The sequence below is a fragment of the Cobetia sp. PDI-12MA genome, from assembly GCF_059507695.1.
Genome location: NZ_CM183351.1, coordinates 2,108,756 through 2,127,245 on the forward strand (window position 1 = coordinate 2,108,756; position 18,490 = coordinate 2,127,245).

The 18,490-nt window shown below is 62.0% G+C and carries 14 protein-coding genes; 12 read left to right on the top strand and 2 right to left on the bottom strand.

The features are described 5' to 3' along the window. Nucleotides 1-12 precede the first annotated feature (12 nt). Nucleotides 13-453 carry a hemerythrin domain-containing protein gene (locus tag AC5WNI_RS09070; RefSeq protein WP_153635859.1) on the top strand — a complete coding sequence of 147 codons (441 nt, stop codon included), beginning with the start codon at nucleotides 13-15 and terminating at the stop codon, nucleotides 451-453. Nucleotides 454-671: 218 nt separating this feature from the next. Here AC5WNI_RS09070 and AC5WNI_RS09075 read toward each other — a convergent pair whose 3' ends face one another. Continuing rightward, a complete protein-coding gene (locus AC5WNI_RS09075; RefSeq protein WP_217485812.1) occupies nucleotides 672-1,481 on the bottom strand; it encodes a spermidine synthase in 810 nt (269 codons plus the stop codon). A 441-nt stretch (nucleotides 1,482-1,922) separates the two neighbouring features. Here AC5WNI_RS09075 and AC5WNI_RS09080 point away from each other — a divergent pair, with 441 nt between their 5' ends. From AC5WNI_RS09080 to AC5WNI_RS09110, 7 genes are all read left to right on the top strand, one after another. Next, a complete protein-coding gene (locus AC5WNI_RS09080) occupies nucleotides 1,923-2,276 on the top strand; it encodes a hypothetical protein (RefSeq protein ID WP_285460760.1) in 354 nt (117 codons plus the stop codon). Between the two features lie 198 nt (nucleotides 2,277-2,474). After that, complete coding sequence (locus AC5WNI_RS09085; RefSeq protein ID WP_175088833.1) at nucleotides 2,475-3,329, top strand: SDR family oxidoreductase; 855 nt, start codon at nucleotides 2,475-2,477, stop codon at nucleotides 3,327-3,329. A gap of 326 nt (nucleotides 3,330-3,655) precedes the next feature. Beyond that, nucleotides 3,656-4,678, top strand: coding sequence for a patatin-like phospholipase family protein (locus AC5WNI_RS09090; RefSeq protein ID WP_175088834.1), 1,023 nt, complete (start codon nucleotides 3,656-3,658; stop codon nucleotides 4,676-4,678). A 153-nt stretch (nucleotides 4,679-4,831) separates the two neighbouring features. After that, a complete protein-coding gene (locus AC5WNI_RS09095; RefSeq protein ID WP_175088835.1) occupies nucleotides 4,832-5,968 on the top strand; it encodes a hypothetical protein in 1,137 nt (378 codons plus the stop codon). A gap of 798 nt (nucleotides 5,969-6,766) precedes the next feature. Continuing rightward, nucleotides 6,767-8,263 (top strand): cytochrome c, encoded by a 1,497-nt coding sequence (locus AC5WNI_RS09100; RefSeq protein ID WP_175088836.1) that lies wholly within the window; start codon nucleotides 6,767-6,769, stop codon nucleotides 8,261-8,263. Between the two features lie 10 nt (nucleotides 8,264-8,273). Beyond that, entirely contained in the window at nucleotides 8,274-9,878 is a 1,605-nt protein-coding gene (locus AC5WNI_RS09105; protein ID WP_175088837.1) for a flavin monoamine oxidase family protein, read from the top strand. A gap of 77 nt (nucleotides 9,879-9,955) precedes the next feature. Beyond that, a complete protein-coding gene (locus tag AC5WNI_RS09110) occupies nucleotides 9,956-10,696 on the top strand; it encodes a c-type cytochrome (RefSeq protein WP_175088838.1) in 741 nt (246 codons plus the stop codon). An 88-nt stretch (nucleotides 10,697-10,784) separates the two neighbouring features. On the opposite strand, the gene AC5WNI_RS09115 is transcribed toward AC5WNI_RS09110, so the two are convergent. Then, complete coding sequence (locus AC5WNI_RS09115; RefSeq protein WP_175088839.1) at nucleotides 10,785-12,344, bottom strand: aminotransferase-like domain-containing protein; 1,560 nt, start codon at nucleotides 12,342-12,344, stop codon at nucleotides 10,785-10,787. A 306-nt stretch (nucleotides 12,345-12,650) separates the two neighbouring features. Here AC5WNI_RS09115 and AC5WNI_RS09120 point away from each other — a divergent pair, with 306 nt between their 5' ends. The 4 genes from AC5WNI_RS09120 to mmuM all read left to right on the top strand — a co-directional run bounded on the left by AC5WNI_RS09120 (nucleotide 12,651) and on the right by mmuM (nucleotide 18,281). Further along, entirely contained in the window at nucleotides 12,651-14,144 is a 1,494-nt protein-coding gene (locus tag AC5WNI_RS09120) for an NAD-dependent succinate-semialdehyde dehydrogenase (protein WP_175088840.1), read from the top strand. Between the two features lie 137 nt (nucleotides 14,145-14,281). After that, complete coding sequence (gene gabT, locus AC5WNI_RS09125; protein WP_438940911.1) at nucleotides 14,282-15,568, top strand: 4-aminobutyrate--2-oxoglutarate transaminase; 1,287 nt, start codon at nucleotides 14,282-14,284, stop codon at nucleotides 15,566-15,568. Nucleotides 15,569-15,874: 306 nt separating this feature from the next. Next, a complete protein-coding gene (locus AC5WNI_RS09130) occupies nucleotides 15,875-17,299 on the top strand; it encodes an amino acid permease (protein WP_175088841.1) in 1,425 nt (474 codons plus the stop codon). Next, complete coding sequence (gene mmuM, locus AC5WNI_RS09135; protein ID WP_175088842.1) at nucleotides 17,289-18,281, top strand: homocysteine S-methyltransferase; 993 nt, start codon at nucleotides 17,289-17,291, stop codon at nucleotides 18,279-18,281. Before AC5WNI_RS09130 ends, mmuM begins: the two co-directional genes overlap by 11 nt. The last annotated feature ends 209 nt before the right edge of the window (nucleotides 18,282-18,490 follow it).

Sequence of the window (18,490 nt, forward strand, 5' to 3'; positions counted from 1 at the left end):
AGGAGCTGGAACATGACCGTATTTGAAGCCCTGCGCGAGACCCACGACGAACAACGCCGCCTGCTGGACATGCTGCTGCAGACCGAAGGTGACAGCGAGCCGCGCGATGACCTGTTCAAGCGTCTCAAGGAATCGCTGACCAATCACGCCGGTGCTGAGGAACGCGCGCTCTACATGCCGATGATGGAGCACGACATGACGCAGGAGAAGGCGCGTCACAGTGTCGCCGAGCACCATGAGATCGATGAGCTGGTCGAGAAGCTCGAGGCGACCGACTACAGCTCGCCGGGCTGGCTGGCCACCGCCAAGCAGCTCGAGCACCTGGTGACCCACCATCTGGATGAGGAAGAGCAGGAAGTCTTCCAGCTGGCAGGCCGCGTCTTCGATGACGCCACCAAGAAACGCCTCGCCGAGGAATATCATCAGGACATGAAGGCGCGCGAAGCGGCCTGAGCCAGAATTCAGGCCGAAAGCGCTTGGCGCTTCAACAGGCTGAACGCTATCGATAGCCGCCGATGACGTACACCAAAACGGGCTGACCACATCATGTGGCCAGCCCGTTTTGTCATGCGTTCAACTAGCCGCGAAGGCGCTGCTGTCTCTCACAGCGTGTGTCATAGCGAATGAGGCGAAGAGTCATCCATCACGTCATCAGCCACGACGCACTCGGGTTACTTGCGGCGCGATGGCCGTGCGGTACCTTTCGCTGCCGGCTTTCTACTTGGGCTGCCTGAGCGCTTGCCCTTGCCTTTCCCAGCCTTCGGCCTGGCATCAAGTGCCTCGGAGCGCCCCACGTAACGCGCGATCCAGATGGTGTGCTTGGCCCCGGAGGTGCCATGTGCGTAGACCTGACGCGCTTCGGCCTTGAAACCGGCCCGCGACAGGCGCTGCGAGAAACGCGCATCGGCCGTGGCCGACCACACCGCCAGAATGCCGGCCGGGCGCAACGCCCTGGCGCATACCACCAGCCCCTCCGCACTGTAGAGCCAGTCGTTGTCATCCGCGGTCAGGCCTTCCGGGCCATTGTCCACATCCAGCATGATGGCATCGAAGCCGCCAGGCGCTTCACGCAGCACCTCGGCGACATCGCGATTCTCGACTGTCGTGCGCGGGTCCCGAATCGGATAGCCCGCCTTGGCCCCCAGCGGGCCGTCATTCCAGGCCACCACTCCCGGCACCAGCTCGGCGACGACCACCTCGGCATCTGGCTTGAAGTGCTTGAGCGCGGCAGCCAGCGTGAAGCCCATCCCCAGGCCGCCGATCAGAACGCGCTGTGGCGCCGCCGACGTGCCGCGACTATTGAGCAGGCCGGCAGGAATCTCGGCCAGCGCATCTTCCGAGCCATGCATGCGGGTGTTCATCAGCTGCCCGCCCTTGCCGCTCTCGATCTTGATGACAAAGTCCTCGCCATACTCGAACAGACACAACGAATCCGACGTGCCGGGGATCGGCGCGGTATCGAGCAGCACAAAGCGTTTCATGGCACATCCATAGAAGGAAAAATGATCATCTGTCAGGTGGCTTCGTGGCCATCCTGACTATATTCAACATGACGGACATCTGTACGACATGGGGGGAGCGTTAGTCTAACAGTCAGAACCCCATGGCAGGTATCCGCCTGCGCGAAGGCATGAAGTTTCGCGAAAGCACGAGAAAAATGAGAGCATGCGCGCATCAAGGCTGGAAGATATTCGCGAATTCTCTAATACTAGTTTTTGTAGAACGCAACACCGTCGTAAACCAGACACACTCAGAACGAACACTCTCAGTAGCAACTGTCACTTGCCTGATGGCTGGCGCGCAATGAAAAGCGCGTGGGTCTCGCCGGCAGATGGGCTAGCCTCACCGCCGACGAAGCAGCGTGACACCTAGAGAATCACTCAAGATTCCGACTCATCGGAACCCGAAAAGAGGATATTTCGATGCCGCATACTCATCCGGAGCGACTCGCGACGATCAGCGCCAGCCAGGTCGAGGAACACTTTCGCGATCTCCATCCCATCGTGGCATTGGTTTCTGCCACTCGGCTGCTGCAATTCCTCGAGCGGGAAGGTCTGATTTTGCATGAACATCGTGTGCTATGCGCGAGCATCATTCGCAAGGCCCTGCCCAGCCTCGAAAACGGCCCCGGGCATGACCCTGCCAATCTGCCAAGCCTGCATGGCATAGAACAGACCAAGGAAAGTGAGCCGCGTGTTCCGCTTGCCCAGTCCATGGCAGCGGGTGCCAGTACGCCAGCCACCGTGCATGACAAGCATGAGGATGCGCTCTCCTGACCACCGCCAGGCGTACCGAAACGAGACAACCCGACGCCCAGTTCTGCTCATGCAGGACTGGGCGTTTTAACATTACTAAACAAGAAAATTATGATGGAGGGGTTTAATCCGACGGGATCGTCCACAGGTCCATTGGCAGACGTTCAGCGTCTGAAGGCGCATCAGCGCATTCACGATCAACGAACCGGAGGTGACGGCATGACTCAGCAACAGCCCCCACAGCATCAGAACCAGCAACCGGGCGATGAACATCGCATGGACCCCAAGCCCGAATATATCCGCGAGAGCTATCGCGGCAGCGGCAAGCTCCTGGGCAAGGTGGCAGTCATCACCGGTGGTGACAGCGGTATCGGCCGCGCCGCCGCCGTGCACTTCGCACGCGAGGGAGCCGATTGTCTGATCACGCACCTGGGCAGTGAAGAAGTCGATGCGCAGGAGACCATCCGTCTGATCGAAGCCGAAGGCAGACGCGGACGCCGCATCGCAGGGGATATCGGTGACCCGGCCTTCTGCCGCAAGGTTGTCGAGGGCGCGCTGGAGGAATTCGGTCAGCTGAATATCCTGGTCAACAATGCTGCAGAACAGTACGACTGGGACGACGTCACCGAGATCGATGACGAACAGATCGAGCGCACCTTCAAGACCAATCTGTTCAGCCACTTCTACATGATCAAGGCCGCCGTGCCGCATCTCTCCAAAGGCGATTCCATCATCGCCACCTCGTCCGTCAACGCCTTCAAGGGCAACGACAGCCTGATCGATTACAGCGCCACCAAGGGCGCCATCCAGGGGCTGGTACGCTCACTTTCCGGCACGCTGATGGACCGCGGCATTCGCGTCAATGCGGTTGCACCCGGCCCGGTCTGGACTCCCTTGATCCCCGCCAGCTTCGAGGACGAAAAGGTCGCCAACTTCGGCCAGCAAGTACCGATGGAGCGCCCCGGTCAGCCTAGCGAGATGGGCCCGGCCTACGTCTATCTGGCCAGCGAAGATTCAAGCTACATGACAGGCCAGACGATTCACCTCAACGGCGGCGTCGTGCTCAACACCTGATCGCCCTGCTTTTTCAGGCGCCCACTGCGCCTGATGCTTGAGGGCAGTACCGCTGCAAACGGCGAGGAACAACCGCGCAGAAAACGCAAGGCCACCCGATCCGGGTGGCCTTCTTGCATAGGGGACGGTTCATGGAAGATGCGCCGCACCTCAGCGCCTGCTCCGCGTTCATGCCGCCTTTACTCTCCCTGGAAGTATCAGGTCCTCCTGTCTGTCCGTATCAGTCTTTTCAGTCGGCTGAAAGCCAGTGGCCTCTCTATTCTGGTAGCAGCCACAGACGTTGCCGTGGACAGGACTGAGCATTACCCGCTCTGCAGGAGGCAAGCATGTCCAAGCTGATTCTTTCACTGGATGGCGGCGGAATACGCGGGGCGGCCACCGCGCAGTTCCTGATGCGTGTCGATGCGACACTCAGAAATGACCACCAGACCAGCCTACGTGAGCGGGTCGATTTCTATGCGGGCACCAGCACCGGCAGTCTGATCGCGCTGGCGCTGGCCACCACCGACATGAGCCTCGAGGACATCAATGGGCTCTACAGCGCGACCAGCGCCAGGCAGATCTTCGCCGACAACCGCGGCTGGTTCGAACTCGATGGCATCAATGCGCCCAAGTACGAGGCCAAGGGCAAGAGCACGATGCTCAAGAAGCACCTCGGCCAGGCCAGGCTCAGGGATGTCCCCGCTGGCAAGCAGGTGCTTGTCGTCACCTACGGCATCGAGAGACGCCGCCCGCATGTCCTGAAGTCGAGCAAGCGCGAGCATCACAAGCTGCTGGCCTGGCAGGCCGCGGACGCCTCCAGCGCGGCGCCGACCTACTTCCCGACCCGCGACATGAAGCTCGGGCCGGACAACGAGCAGACCTGGCTGATCGATGGCGGCGTCATCGCCAACAACCCCACCATGTGCGCCATCGCCGAAGCCTGTCGCCTGTGGCCGCATGAGCCGCGTCGCGTGCTGTCGATCGGCACCGGAACACGCACGCGCAAGATCAATGGCCCGGATTCGCAGCACTGGGGCGCAGTGCAGTGGGTGCTGGAAGGCAGCCTGATCGACGTGCTCTCCGATGAGAAGGTGGTCGGCTATCAGGCCATCACCATCTCGCCGCCGGGCAGCTATATCCGCGTCAATGCCGAGATGCGCCCGCAACCGGGAATGCTCAAGGCGCCTGATGACGCGATGGACGACATCAGCACCACCAACATCAAGCATCTGAAGGCCATGGGCGATTTCTGGTTCGAGCAATATGGTGACGCTGTGGTGGCCCTGATCACCGACCGCTACCAAGGGCCCTCGCTTGACCGCATCGATCCCCTCACCGGCCGGCCGCAAGCCTATCAACCGCACTGAGCAAGCCTTCCCCACATTGCACTCGGAGACGTCTGTCAGCGATTTTGCTACTCTGCGCTGCCGTGCTTCACGCCGACCCGAGTTCATTCAATGACACATGGCACACCGCAAGACACTCGCATTCGCCCCGCCAACTCAACATGGCGAATGCTGGTGACTCTCACTTTATCTCTGGCGATTCTCGTACCCACTACAGCGCAGTCAGACGACGATATGCGCTTTGACCAGCCGGAAGCCTTCGCCACCCTGAAGAAGGCGGTCAGCTATTTCGATGAAATGGACACCTTGCCGGAAGAGGCATGGATCAGCCGCGATCAAGCGTCGGCGCGCAGCGATATGGACGAGATGATAGAGGAAGCCATGCAGGCCCTCGACGTCCCGCAGCTCTCGACATTGCGCAGCACCTATCGCCAGGTCGAGGACAAGATACGCGAGTCGCGTAGCGAAATTTCCGAGCTGAAGGAAAAGCGCATCCTTGCGCCTGACACCGATGTCTCGACGCTGACGCGCCTCACGCCCACCGACACCCTGCGCGAATTCACCGCCAGTACGCGCGGCGATTATGATCTGCTGATCGCCGCGCATGAGAAGAACATCGCCGCCTATCAGGGCGAGCTGACCACGCTGGAAGGCAAGCTGGCCGCGCGACTCGAGGAGATCGGCATCACCCTGACGCCAGACCAGGTCCAGGTATGGCTGTCCTCGGTGGTCGGCGATGATGTGCTGACCATGAGTGTCGTGTTCGCCAGCATCAAGTCGGTGGCCCAGCAGCTCGCGGAGCTGACCCGCGACAGCGGCGAGAACCTCGACTACGCGCGTCGTTATTACGGCATGGTCGTCATGCTTCACCGCATGATCGTGACCATGCAGCAGGACTTCATCACGCGCGTGAATGATGAGGTATTGCCGCAACTGCAAGGCTTCGCCGACGAAGCCGAGGCCACCACGCGAGAAGCCCGCACGCTGATCAAGCAAGGCGGGTCACGCGAGAGCCTGGAGAACAACATCCGCGCCAATGCGCTGACGCTCAAGACGATCAACCTGTATCGCTCGCTGGTCACCGAGCAGCGCGACCGCGTCACGACCTCTCTGACCAAGAGCCAGCGCGAGCTTGCGGTGGCGACCAATACCTATCGCACCGTCAAGCTCAGCGCTCACGTTGCCGACCTGATCCGCCAGGGTGTCAAGACCTTCGACACCCTCGCCGGACTGCAGGTGCCGGTCGCCACCAGCTTCGAGAACAGCGCCATGCGCGAGGAATTCCGCAAGCTGACCGAGCGCATGCGCTAGCAGTCCACGTCCCTCTGAACCAGATGCAGGAAGCATGGTTTAGAGGGCATTTATCGTCTCTCTTAGACAGGTTGCGCACGGCTTTCAGTTATCGTCCACCTCTATGGGCTTGAGACATACAGACTGAGAAGATATACAACCTGAGACATGGCACTTGAGATGTAGCACTTGAGATCTAGCACTTGAGAAACAGGGCTTCAGGCACGAAGCTTGAGATTCACGCTGTTTCGCTCGCTGCTCCCACTGCACTTCGCGAATCACACCGCTGCCCGTTTCGTTCCTGACTCCCCCTTTATTCCAACCTGATCATTCCATCCTGATGAGAGTCTCTTCTGCTCTCAGCCCTGCTTTCCGCTGTACCCTCTCACTCAGGCCGTCCCCGTATCCTCTGTCAATCTTCCCTTGGCGACTTCGCCTGACCTCCTCCTCGCGACTGCTCTTTCTGATTACTCTTGAAGACTGCTCTTGACGGTAGAGGTTTTCCGTTAATTCAACTATCCAACTCCAGCTTCAGTGGCCCCTGCTCTCGAGACGCCCACCATTAACTTGCGGAAAATCTCTAAACTTTAGAATAATCGAAGAACCTGAACTAACATGAAAACATGTCAGACTAGCAGGTGGCAGAACATCACCTGATGAGAAATACGTTCTTGACCCTGGATAGCCGGATTGAAGAGCGACAAGGCTTGTTCAGAGGAATCACACAGGAATGTCAGTCCTTTGACCGGAAGATTGATAGTCATTATCCAGGTCAGGACGCCACGATTTGCCTTCGTTACCCATGACAGGACGTGACTCATGCGCAAGCAATCGTTACGGACAACGGGACTGCTGGTACTGGGCAGTGTGGTAGGGATCGCCACCGCTCATGCCAGTGAAGCAACCGAGACCACATCTCCCAGGGCCGAGATCGAGCATGGGAAATACATCGCCCTGGCGGCTGACTGCGCGGCTTGTCACATGGGCCCTGATGGCACGCCCTACGCTGGGGGCCGGCCGATCAGCACGCCGATGGGCGACGTGGTCGCCACCAATATCACATCATCAAAGGAATACGGTATCGGCGATTATTCGCTGGAAGACCTCACCAACGTGTTGCGCCATGGCAAGACGCCCGACGGCAGCCATCTGTATCCCGCCATGCCTTACCCTTCCTATCGTGGCATGAAGCAAGACGATATCGCGGCACTATACGCCTATCTGCAAAGTATTCCCGCAGTGGATCGCGAACCCGAGGCCCACACCGACATGGACTTCCCATTCAATTTCCGGATATTGATGGCGATGTGGAATACGCTCGAACTTGAAGATGATCCTGCCTCACAGGGACAGGATGGGGCGGTGAGTCGTGGGCAATACCTCGTGGATCATCTGGCACATTGTGGTACCTGCCATACCCCTCGCGATGATTTCATGGCCAGTGACTCGACGCGTTATCTGAGTGGTGCACGGTTGGGAATCTGGTCGGCCCCCAACATAACCTCCGATGAGACGTCGGGTATCGGTGCCTGGCAAGACCAGCAACTGGCGGATTATTTCAAACATGGCATGGCAGGCTATGTCGCCCAGGCAGCCGGCCCCATGGGCGAGGCTGTCCATCAGAGCCTGCAATATCTGAGTGAGAAGGATCGTCTGGCGATCGCCGCTTATCTGAAGACGGTGCCAGCAATTGAGGATGACGCCCAGCAACAGCCCGTGTTCGATCAGATGGCCAATCAGGCACTGCTCGGCCATGAGCCGGTGGTGAGCCCCGCCACCCGCCACCGCGAAGACACGCTGGCAACGCAAGGCCTCAGGCCAGACGATATCGCGCAACCAGACACCGGACAGGGGCTCTACCTCACCCATTGTGCAGCCTGCCACGCGGCAGATGGCAATGGTCAGCCGGTCTCCTTCTACCCGAGTCTGAACGGGAACACCACCCTGCGGCGCGCCGACCCGCGCAACCTCATCGCGGTGATCACCCAGGGTGTCGCCTATCAAGGCGCGACGCCACTGCCTCAGATGCCGGGCTTTGCTGAAGTGTTGAGCCATGCCGAGATCGCCAAGGTGGCCAACCATGTCAGAACCGAGTTTGGCGGGCACAACGAGAGTCAGCTCACGGCGCAGGACGTCAATGAGCTGATCACGGGCGAGCGCCCGGTGCCGGCACTGATACGCCACGCCGGTACCCTCGCCTGGCTGGGCATTATCGTGGCCGTGACACTGGCGGGCCTCGCGGGTTGGTGGCTATGGCGGCGCCATGATCGCCGCCAGCCCGCCAGTGCCACGTCCAATACCCATCACTCGCCATAAGGGTGTTCTCATGCCTACGCCTCCTTTCATGACACGTCGCGACCTGCTGACCATGATCGGCAGAACCGCTGGTGCGAGCGCACTGTATTCCGCCATGTCCTCCATGGGCCTTGCCAAGGCCTCGACCTTCATCGGTGAATTGAATCTCTCACAGGCCCCCAAGGGTGACAGCGTTCTGGTGCTGGGGGCCGGCCTCGGGGGCATGACGGCGGCCTACGAATTGCGCAAGGCGGGTTACGACGTCAGCGTACTGGAATACAGCGAGCGGGCCGGCGGGCGCTGCTTCACGCTCCACGCCGGGGATACGGTCACTGATCTTTCCGGCGAGACACAGCACTGCAACTTCTCGCCTGGCAACTACATCAATGTCGGCCCGTGGCGGGTGCCTTATCACCACTACGGTGTGCTGCATTACTGCAAGAAATTCGGGGTCAAGCTAGAACCCTTCATCCAGCTCAACTACAACGCCTATGTGCACGCGCAGAACGCTTTTGAGGGCAAGCCACAGCGGATACGGGAAGTGCTGACCGACATCCACGGCTACACCTCGGAGCTGCTGGCCAAGGCCACCGACCAACGTGCACTGGACGAAGTACTGACGAAGGAAGACTGCGAGGCTCTGCTCGACCAGCTGGATGACTGGGGGCGCCTGACCGGCGATCACCAGTATCAGCAAAGTCTCAAGGCCAGCCGCTTCCGAGGCTACGAGCATTGGCCTGCCGGCGGCCTGATGCCAAGGCCGTCGCCCAGCAAGCCACTGGATTTCAAGGAGCTGCTGCACTCCGGGCTGTGGGGACTGCTGCTGGATTACTTCAACAACGAGTACCAGCACACCATCTTCGAGCCGGTGGGCGGCATGGATCAGATCGCCAAGGGCTTCGCGCGCGAGGTCGGGGACCTGATTGAATATCGCGCCCAGGTGGTGCGCATCGAACAGTCCGAGACTCAGGTCACCGTGCACTACATCGACCCGAGCCGGCCGTACGACATCAAGACGCGCAGCGCCGACTGGTGCGTGTGCAACATTCCGCTGTCGATCCTCAGCCAGATTCCGGTGGATGCCTCGCCGGCCTTGCGTCAGGCCATCGCCGCAGTGCCCTATGGCAGCTCCACCAAGACAGGTCTCGAGTTCAAGCGTCGCTTCTGGGAACAGGACGAGAGCATCTTCGGGGGTATTACCTTCACCGACCTGCCAATCACCACCATCTCCTATCCGGCCTACGACTACTTCAGTGATGGCCCGGCGGTCCTGCTGGCTGCCTACACCTTCGATGATCCCAACAGCTACACGATGTCCACGCTGACCGCCAGGGAACGCATCAAGGCAGCGCTGGCCTACGGCAAACAGATCCACCCCCAGTATGAAGAGGAATTCTTGAGCGGGGTCTCGTGGTCCTGGCATCGCAGCCCCTGGTCGCTGGGCTGCTACGGCCTGTGGACCGATGAACTGCGTGCGGCACACTACGAGACACTGTGCGAGATCGATCATCGACTGGTGCTGGCCGGCGAGCACTGCTCCTACATCCCTGCCTGGCAGGAAGGCGCCATTCTGTCGGGCATGGATGCCAGCCAACGTCTGCACGAGAAAGCCACCAAGCACAAGGCAAGCGCCTGAGGGGGGCCAAGTTGATCTTCCACGACACCGGTTCATCGGCGAAGGGCGCAACCAGGCAAGCAACGAAATTCGCCACCATGGGATGGCGTAGTAGCGTGATGGCCTGTGCTCTGGGCGCGGTGAGTCTGACCACCACGGCCCTGACGGTATCGGCCGCCGCAGCGACGAACGACAGCATGCAACATCACCGTCTCACGCCGCCGTGGGTAGTGAGTCAGGCAGACTCCCGCCAGGACACCACGGCACCCCCGGACCAGAAGCCTGAACAAGGGGCGAAAAAGACACCCGAAAGCGGTGCTGGCGGGCCTTCCCGAGAAGGCGCCAGCAACTCGACTGACAAGACCGCCGAGGACAGCTCCAGGCCAGGCGCCAGCAAGGGCACCCTGAAAGCCACCGGCGAGGCAACGGGGAAGACAGGCACTATCAGTGCGCCCGTCACGTCCGGCAGCCAGGAGGTAGACCCGCGCTGGGAGGAGTGGTTTGCCGACACCAAGGGGTATTCCGCCAGCAGCGGCAAGGCAGTCTATGAGACCTTGTGTCAGGCCTGCCACATGGCAGATGGTCAGGGCGCTCAGAGCGCCGGCACCTTCCCGTCCTTCGTCGGCAATGAACGACTGCGCACGCCCTACTATGCCGTTGATGTGGTGCTCAATGGCCTGCGCGGCATGCCTGGCTTCGGCGACACATTGAGTGACAAGCAGATCGCCGATGTGGTGAATCACCTGCGTAGCCATTTCGGCAACCAGCTCGAGGCGACGCTGAGTGCCGAGGATGTCGCGCGCATGCGTCCCGATCACGGCAAGGCCGAACCTCGCTGAAGCCGGGCGTGCCTATCCTGTGGTCAGCAATCACGCCCGTCCGCAGGCCACAGGATCACGACAGCGAGTGTCGTCACACTCGTCAGGGCTAGCGTAGCGGGGTGCCGCCCAGCGGGGTGCCGCCCAGCGGGGTGCCGCCCAGCGGAGTGCCGCCCAGCGGAGTGCCGCCCAAACGGATGTCGCGCATGCTCAGGATGCTCTCCAGCGTGCGCCGTAGGCGCGCCACCTCGTTGACAAGGCTATCTCCCGCCAACATACCCACTCCGAGCACCAGGCCACGACGCGAATCATTGGCACTACACACCGGACTTAACGGCCGCACGATCAGATGCTCCTTGACCATCAGTTGCGCGACGCGCTTGTCGTCGACCTCGGGGGCAAACTGCACGCACAGGCTGATAGCGCGTGATGGCGGCGAGACACTGATCACGCCCTTCACCTGACACAGCTGGTCATGCACCACCTGCTGCCGGCCCAGATAATCGCGCTGGATGCGCTGATACCAGGCATCGAGATCCCCATCGGCGATGAACTGCGCCAACACCGCCTGATCGAGCATTCGCCCCTCGCGGAACACCTCACTGCGCAGACGGTTCATCGGCCCGGCCAGCGCGCGCGGTACCACCAGGTAGCCCAGCCGCAGCCCGGGAAACATCAGTTTGGAGAACGAGCCCACCAGCAGGCGATTGCCGGAATCGGGATCAAACAGCAACTCGCCATGATCATCACCGCTGAACTCGTAATCATCCTCGAGGATATAGGCGGGCTGACAGGCCTCGCAGAGCGCCAGCTTGTCACGCCGCGAGGTGGGCACACTCAGCGGATAGTGATGCGAGCCGGTGAAATAGGCGATCTGCACCGGCCCCTCGCCAAGCGAGGTGAGGTCGTGTCCTGACTCATTAGTCGTATCACTCGTCGTGTCGTTCACCGGCCGCCAGGGAATCTGCCGGGTCTCGAGTCCGGCAGCCAGAAAGACATTGCGTGCCCCCCAGTAGCAGGGAGACTCCATCACCACCTGCTGGCCGGCGTCCGCCAGCGCCAGCGCGCACAGCTCGATGCCGTGGTGGGTGCCCTCGGTGATGATGATCTGCTGAGTATCGCAATCGATGTTGCGCCAACGGCGCAGAAAGTCCCGAATCTCCCGCTTGAGCGGGCCATAGCCACCGCTGGAATACGACAGCAGGAGCGCGTTGTGGGGCACCGTGACGCTGGCATATAGCTGACGCCACTTGCGCATCGGAAAGCGCGCGATATCCGGAATGCCCGGCACGAAGGCGCCACTCTGGATCAGGCTGGCACCCTGCCCGCCCAGCACCCGACGTGCGCGAGTGGAGAGCGGCAGTGGCGCAGGTGCCTCGGGCGAGGCGCTGCCGGGTCTCGCGGCATGCGGGCGGCGCGTCCAGGTGCCCTGGCCCTGCCCGGTGTGCAGATAGCCCTCCTCGATCAGCGACTTGATCGCCAAGGCCAGCGTATTGCGCGCTACACCCAGGGCCTCGCATAGCTTGCGATGCGGAGGCAGCCGTACCCCCACCGGCCACTGGTCACGAATCATCTCGAGCAACGCCTGCTCCAGCCTCACCTGCTTGCCCAGCGTCTCGGACTGGCGGCGGTAACATTCGATCAGCGGCTCCAGCGCGGCCAGTTCCATCCCGGTCTCCCGTTGTCGCTGTCTTTGTCTTTGTCTTTGTCTTTGTCTTTGTCGATATGGTGTCACGCAGCTCCTCGAGGCTGTCCCACTCCCGTCAGCCACGCGCTTCAAGGCCGGTGCGCAACGCCCATTCAGCCCTGATTATCCGCAGCCTCAGCTGATTGGTCCAGTCAAACGCGCAATTGGTCTATTCGCCTGAACAGTGGGCGCTGATAGCGTGTGTTTCATCAATCAGGCGGGTAGCGCAACCAATCTCCGCAGCCCGTATTCGTGTCCAACGACCATCGTCAGCAGCAGGAGCTTCACATGTCCCGTTCCGCCCTCCCGATCAGCGACTTCCTGAAGCGCTACGTCAACTCGGAAACCAGCAGCGACGTCTTCGTCCCGGCGCTCATCGGTACCGAGCACCGCGAGACCGGCACCACCTTCAACGTGACCAATCCGGCCACCGGCGAGCAGCTGGCCCGTGTCGCCGAGGTCAGCGCCGATGACACCCGTGACGCCGTCGCCGCGGCCGAGGCCGCCGGCAACGCCTGGAAGAAGGTGCCGGTGAAGGAGCGATCCGCACTGCTGCGTCGCTGGTTCGATCTGGTGCTGGCGCATCGTGAGGATCTCGCCCAGCTGATGACGCTGGAACAAGGCAAGCCGATGGCGGAGTCGCGTGGCGAGGTGACCTATGGCGCCTCCTTCATCGAATTCTTCGCCGAAGAAGCCAAGCGCATGGCCGGAGAGACCCTGCCGTCCCACGGTGCCGACAAGCGTCTGATGGTACTGCGCGAGCCGATCGGAGTAGTGGCCGCGATCACGCCGTGGAACTTCCCGCTGGCGATGATCACCCGCAAGTGCGCCCCGGCGATCGCCGCAGGTTGTGCCGTGGTCATCAAACCGGCTGAAGCCACGCCGCTGACCGCATTGGCACTGGCGGACCTGGCGCTGGAAGCCGGCCTGCCGAAGGGGCTGATCAGTGTCGTCACCGCCATGAAGCCGATCGCCATCGGCGAAGTGCTGACCACCGATCCGCGCATCCGCAAGGTGTCCTTCACCGGCTCCACGCCGGTGGGCAAGACGTTGATGGCGCAGTGTGCCTCCACCGTCAAGAAGACCGCGATGGAGCTGGGCGGCAATGCGCCCTTCATCGTCTTCGATGATGCCGATCTGGATGCGGCCGTCGATGGCGCCATCGCCTCCAAGTTCCGCAATGCCGGCCAGACCTGCGTGTGCACCAACCGCTTCCTCGTCCAGGACGGTGTCTACGACGCCTTCGTCGAGAAGCTCGCGGCACGCGTTGAAAGCATGCAGGTCGGTGATGGTCTGGTCGAAGGCAACACCATCGGCCCGCTGATCAATGATGCGGCGGTCAGCAAGGTGCAGAGCCACGTCGATGACGCCGTCAGCAAGGGCGCGCGCCTGGTCACCGGCGGCAAGAAGCACGCTCTCGGTCACAGCTTCTTCGAGCCGACCGTACTGGCCGATGTCACCACGGAAATGGTCGTCGCGGCTGAAGAAACCTTCGGCCCGCTGGCGCCGGTGTTCCGCTTTGGCAAGGACGAGGAAGCCATCGCGATGGCCAACGACACCCCGTTCGGGCTGGCCGCGTATTTCTACGCCAACGATTACCGCCGCATCTGGCACACGCTGGAAGCGCTGGAATACGGCATGGTCGGCGTCAATGAAGGCCTGATCTCGACAGAACTCGCGCCCTTCGGTGGCATCAAGGAATCCGGTCTGGGTCGGGAAGGATCTCACCACGGTCTGGAAGAGTTCACCGAGCTGAAGTACGTCTGCATCGGCGGCCTCTGATCCTGCGAGGGCGCCTCGCGACGACGCATCGCGCCGATGCCTCGAGAGGACGTCCCACAACGGTATCCCACTACGTTTACTGCACATCGGTGGCATGGCCCGTGCCATGCCACCGACAACAAGAAAAGGAACCTGACATGAGCCACTCTCAGCTGAGCAACGAACAACTCGACGTCCTCAAGCACAAGTACGTCGCCAAGGGTGCCGTCACTGCCACACCGCAGTTCGCCGACACCGCGCTGAACGCGGAAATCTGGGATGCGGACGGCAACCGCTGGATCGACTTCGCCGGTGGTATCGGCGTGCTCAACCTGGGTCACCGCCACCCCAAGGTCGTCGCCGCCGTCAAGGCACAGCTCGACAAGGTCATGCACACCGCCGCGGGCGTCATCTCCTACGCGCCGTATGTGCAACTGAGCCAGAAGCTGGCCGAGCTGACGCCGGTACGTGGCCCGGAACGCAAGACCCTGCTGGTCAACTCCGGCGCGGAAGCGGTCGAGAACGCCATCAAGATCGCACGTGCCGCCACCGGACGCAGCGGCGTCATCACCTTCGACGGCGCCTTCCACGGCCGCACCATGATGACCCTGGCGATGACCGGCAAGGTGCTGCCGTACAAGAACGACTTCGGTCCGATGCCGGGTGATATCTTCCGTGCGCCCTACCCGAACCCGATTCACGGCATCAGCGAAGAGCAGTCCCTGAACGCCATCCGTACCCTGTTCAAGACTGACATCGCACCGCACCGCACCGCCGCCATCGTCATCGAGCCGGTGCAGGGCGAAGGCGGCTTCTACATCGCCTCGCCGAGCTTCCTGACCGCCCTGCGTGAGCTGTGTGACGAGCACGGCATCCTGCTGATCGCCGATGAAGTGCAGTCCGGCTTCGCGCGTACCGGCAAGCTGTTCGCGATGGAGCACAGCGGCGTCGAAGCCGACATCATGACCATGGCCAAGAGTCTGGCCAACGGCATGCCGCTGTCGGCCGTCGTCGGTACCGCCGAGGTGATGGATGCCTCCGGCCCGGGATCGCTGGGCGGCACCTACAGCGGCAACCCGCTGTCCTGCGCCGCGGCCCTGGCCGTCATCGACGTCATCCGCGAAGAGAATATCCTGGAGCGCAGCACCCAGATGGGCGAGCAACTGGCCGCGCGTTTCGCCCAATGGGAAGAACGCTTCGCGCATGTCGCGCACTCACGCAACCAGGGTTCCATGGCGGCCTTCGAGCTGGTGGATGCCGATGGCAAGCCGGACCCCGCCGCGACGGCGGCCGTATGTGCCAAGGCCAAGGAGCTGGGGCTGATCCTGCTGTCCTGTGGCTTCTACTCCAACTCCATTCGCGTGCTGGTGCCGCTGACGGTCGAGCCCGAAGTGCTGGAAGAAGGTCTCGACATCGTCGAGAAGGCGCTGGAAAGCCTCGTCTGATCGGTTGCCTTTTCCGACACACCTGTAACAGAACGGCCACCTTCGGGTGGCCGTTGTCGTTTCCAGCGCCACTCGCTGCGCTGGAGGGAAACCCTGGGCCAAGAAATGAGTCGCAAGCTCATTACCCATCTAACCATATAGCCAATCAACCCAAGCAGCCTTTTGTGGCAACTAATTGATTAAATTATGATATTCGCTGCATTTCTGCGTATTCCCGACCGATTCTCGCCATGCCACACGCCATCGTGAACGACGGCTGCCAGAGAAAGGCCTTTCTCATCGGCAGCCCCTCGAGTGACCCCGACCATGACTGACAGCAACGCCCACGACTTCAAACGCAGCATGCAGCAGCGCCACCTGGTGATGTTGTCCCTCGGCGGTGTCATCGGCACCGGCCTGTTTCTCAGCTCCGGCTATACCATTCAACAGGCCGGTCCGGCGGGGGCGGTACTCGCCTATCTGATCGGCGGCCTGGTGGTCTATCTGGTAATGATGTGTCTCGGCGAGCTGGCCGTGCACCACCCGGAACCCGGCGCCTTCAGCGCCCACGCCACCCGCTATCTTGGCCCGGCCACCGGCTACACCGTCGCCTGGCTCTACTGGCTGACCTGGGCCGTGGCACTGGGCTCGGAATTCACCGCATCCGCCGTGTTCATGGGCCGCTGGTTCCCCAGTGTCGAACCCTGGATCTGGTGCGGGCTCTTCTCGCTGATCGTGTTCGGCATGAACCTCGTCTCGGCACGCTTCTTCGCCGAATCCGAATTCTGGCTGTCGTTGATCAAGGTCGCCGCGGTGATCGTGTTCATCGCCGTGGGCGCCGCCGCCATGTTCGGCTTCACGTCACTCTCGGGCAATACCGAGGCGCCGGGCGTCACGCGCATCCTGCAGGAGGGGGTGTTCGATCACGGCGTGATGCCGATCCTGATGACACTGCTGGCCGTCAGCTTCGCCTTCTCCGGCACCGAACTGATCGGCATCGCCGCGGGCGAAAGCGAGAATCCCGAGAAGAACGTGCCCCTGGCGATCCGCGCCACCCTGTGGCGACTGATCATCTTCTTCATCGGCACCATCATCGTCATCGCCGCCCTGTTGCCCCAGGACAGCGCCGGTCTCAAGGAAAGCCCCTTCGTGGCGGTCTTCCAGCTCACCGGCATCCCCTACGCGGCGGATATCATGAACTTCGTGATCATCACCGCACTGCTGTCGGCGGCCAATTCCGGTCTCTACGCCGCCTCGCGCATGCTGTGGACCTTGGCGGACCAGAAGACGCTGCCCCGCGTGTTCAGTCGCGTCAATCAGCGTGGCATTCCGGTGCCCGCACTGCTGATCACCATGCTCGGCGGCCTGCTGTCGCTGCTCTCGAGCGTCTATGCCGAAGACACCCTGTATCTGGCGCTGGTGTCGATTTCCGGGCTTGCCGTGGTGCTGGTGTGGATGGCGATCGCCGCCAGCCAGTTCAGCTTTCGCCGTCAATGGCTGAAGGCCGGCCACAGCGCCAGCGAGCTGACCTACCGCGCGCCGCTGTACCCCGTCGTGCCGATTGCCGCCTTCCTGTTCTGCGCGCTGGCCTGCATCGGCATCGCCTTTGACCCCAACCAGCGCATCGCGCTCTACTTCGGCGTGCCCTTCGTGGCGCTGTGCTATCTGGTGCACTTTCTGACCCATCGCTCGTCTACCGACGCCGCCAATTCCCCGACTCCGACCCCGCAGGAGGCCCTCGATGCCCGCTGATGCCACCCGCAATCCGCTGAGCGCCATCACCGCGCGCCAGCCCTTCCTGATCGTCGATGGCGCCCTGGCCACCGAGCTTGAGCGTGCCGGATTCGATCTCAACGACTCGCTGTGGTCGGCCAGGGTGCTGGCCGATGAGCCACAGGCGATCGTCGATGTGCACCGCGCCTACTTCGAGGCCGGTGCCGATGTCGCCACCACCGCCAGCTATCAGGCCACGCTCGAGGGCCTGATGGCGCGCAGCCTGAGCGAGACCCAGGCCAGCGCGCTGATCCAGCGCTCCGTCACCCTGGCCGCCCAGGCCCGCAGCGAGTACCTGGCCGCGCACCCGGAGCGTCTGGACTGCCCGCCGCTGGTCGCGGCCTCCGTCGGCCCCTATGGCGCATATCTCGCCGATGGCAGCGAATACCGTGGCGGCTACACGCTGGACCGCGCCGGCCTGCGCGACTTCCACCGTGCCCGTCTCGCCACGCTGCTCGATGCCAAGCCCGACATTCTCGCCGTGGAGACGCTGCCGTGTGCCGAGGAAGCACTGGCCGTGTGTGATCTGCTGCGCGATGACTTCCCCACGGCGCGTGCCTGGATCGCCTTCAGCGCGCGCAATGCCACCGAATTGAGCGACGGCACGCCGATCCGTGAGGCCGTGCGCGCCATCGCCAACTACGAGCAGGTGGTCGCCATCGGCGTCAACTGCACCGCGCTTGAGCACATCGAATCGCTGGTGCGTGAGATTCGTGGCGAGACCGACAAGGACATCGTCATCTACCCGAACTCCGGCGAGGTCTATGACCCAGTCACCAAGACCTGGTCTGCCGCCTGTGCCGTCTCAGATGCCGATGGTCACGGCTATGAACACGATCATGACCTCGCCGGCTGGACACCACGCTGGCTGGCCGCCGGCGCCACGGCCATCGGTGGCTGCTGCCGCACCGGCCCGGACGACATCCGCGCCCTGGCGGATCTGCGCAAGGCGCTGAGTTGATTGAGGCACGGGGCTAGTACGAACGCTGAGTACGCCGCAGTGAATACGCAGCACTGAGCTCCAAGTACTGAACTCGAAGTGTTGAACTCCAAGCACTGAACACGAACGCCCTGTCCGGTCATGTCGCATGATCGGTCAGGGCGTTTTCGGTAGCGTCCCGCGCCCCAAATCGCTAGGATGGCAGGACACTGATGAGCGATTGCTCAAAA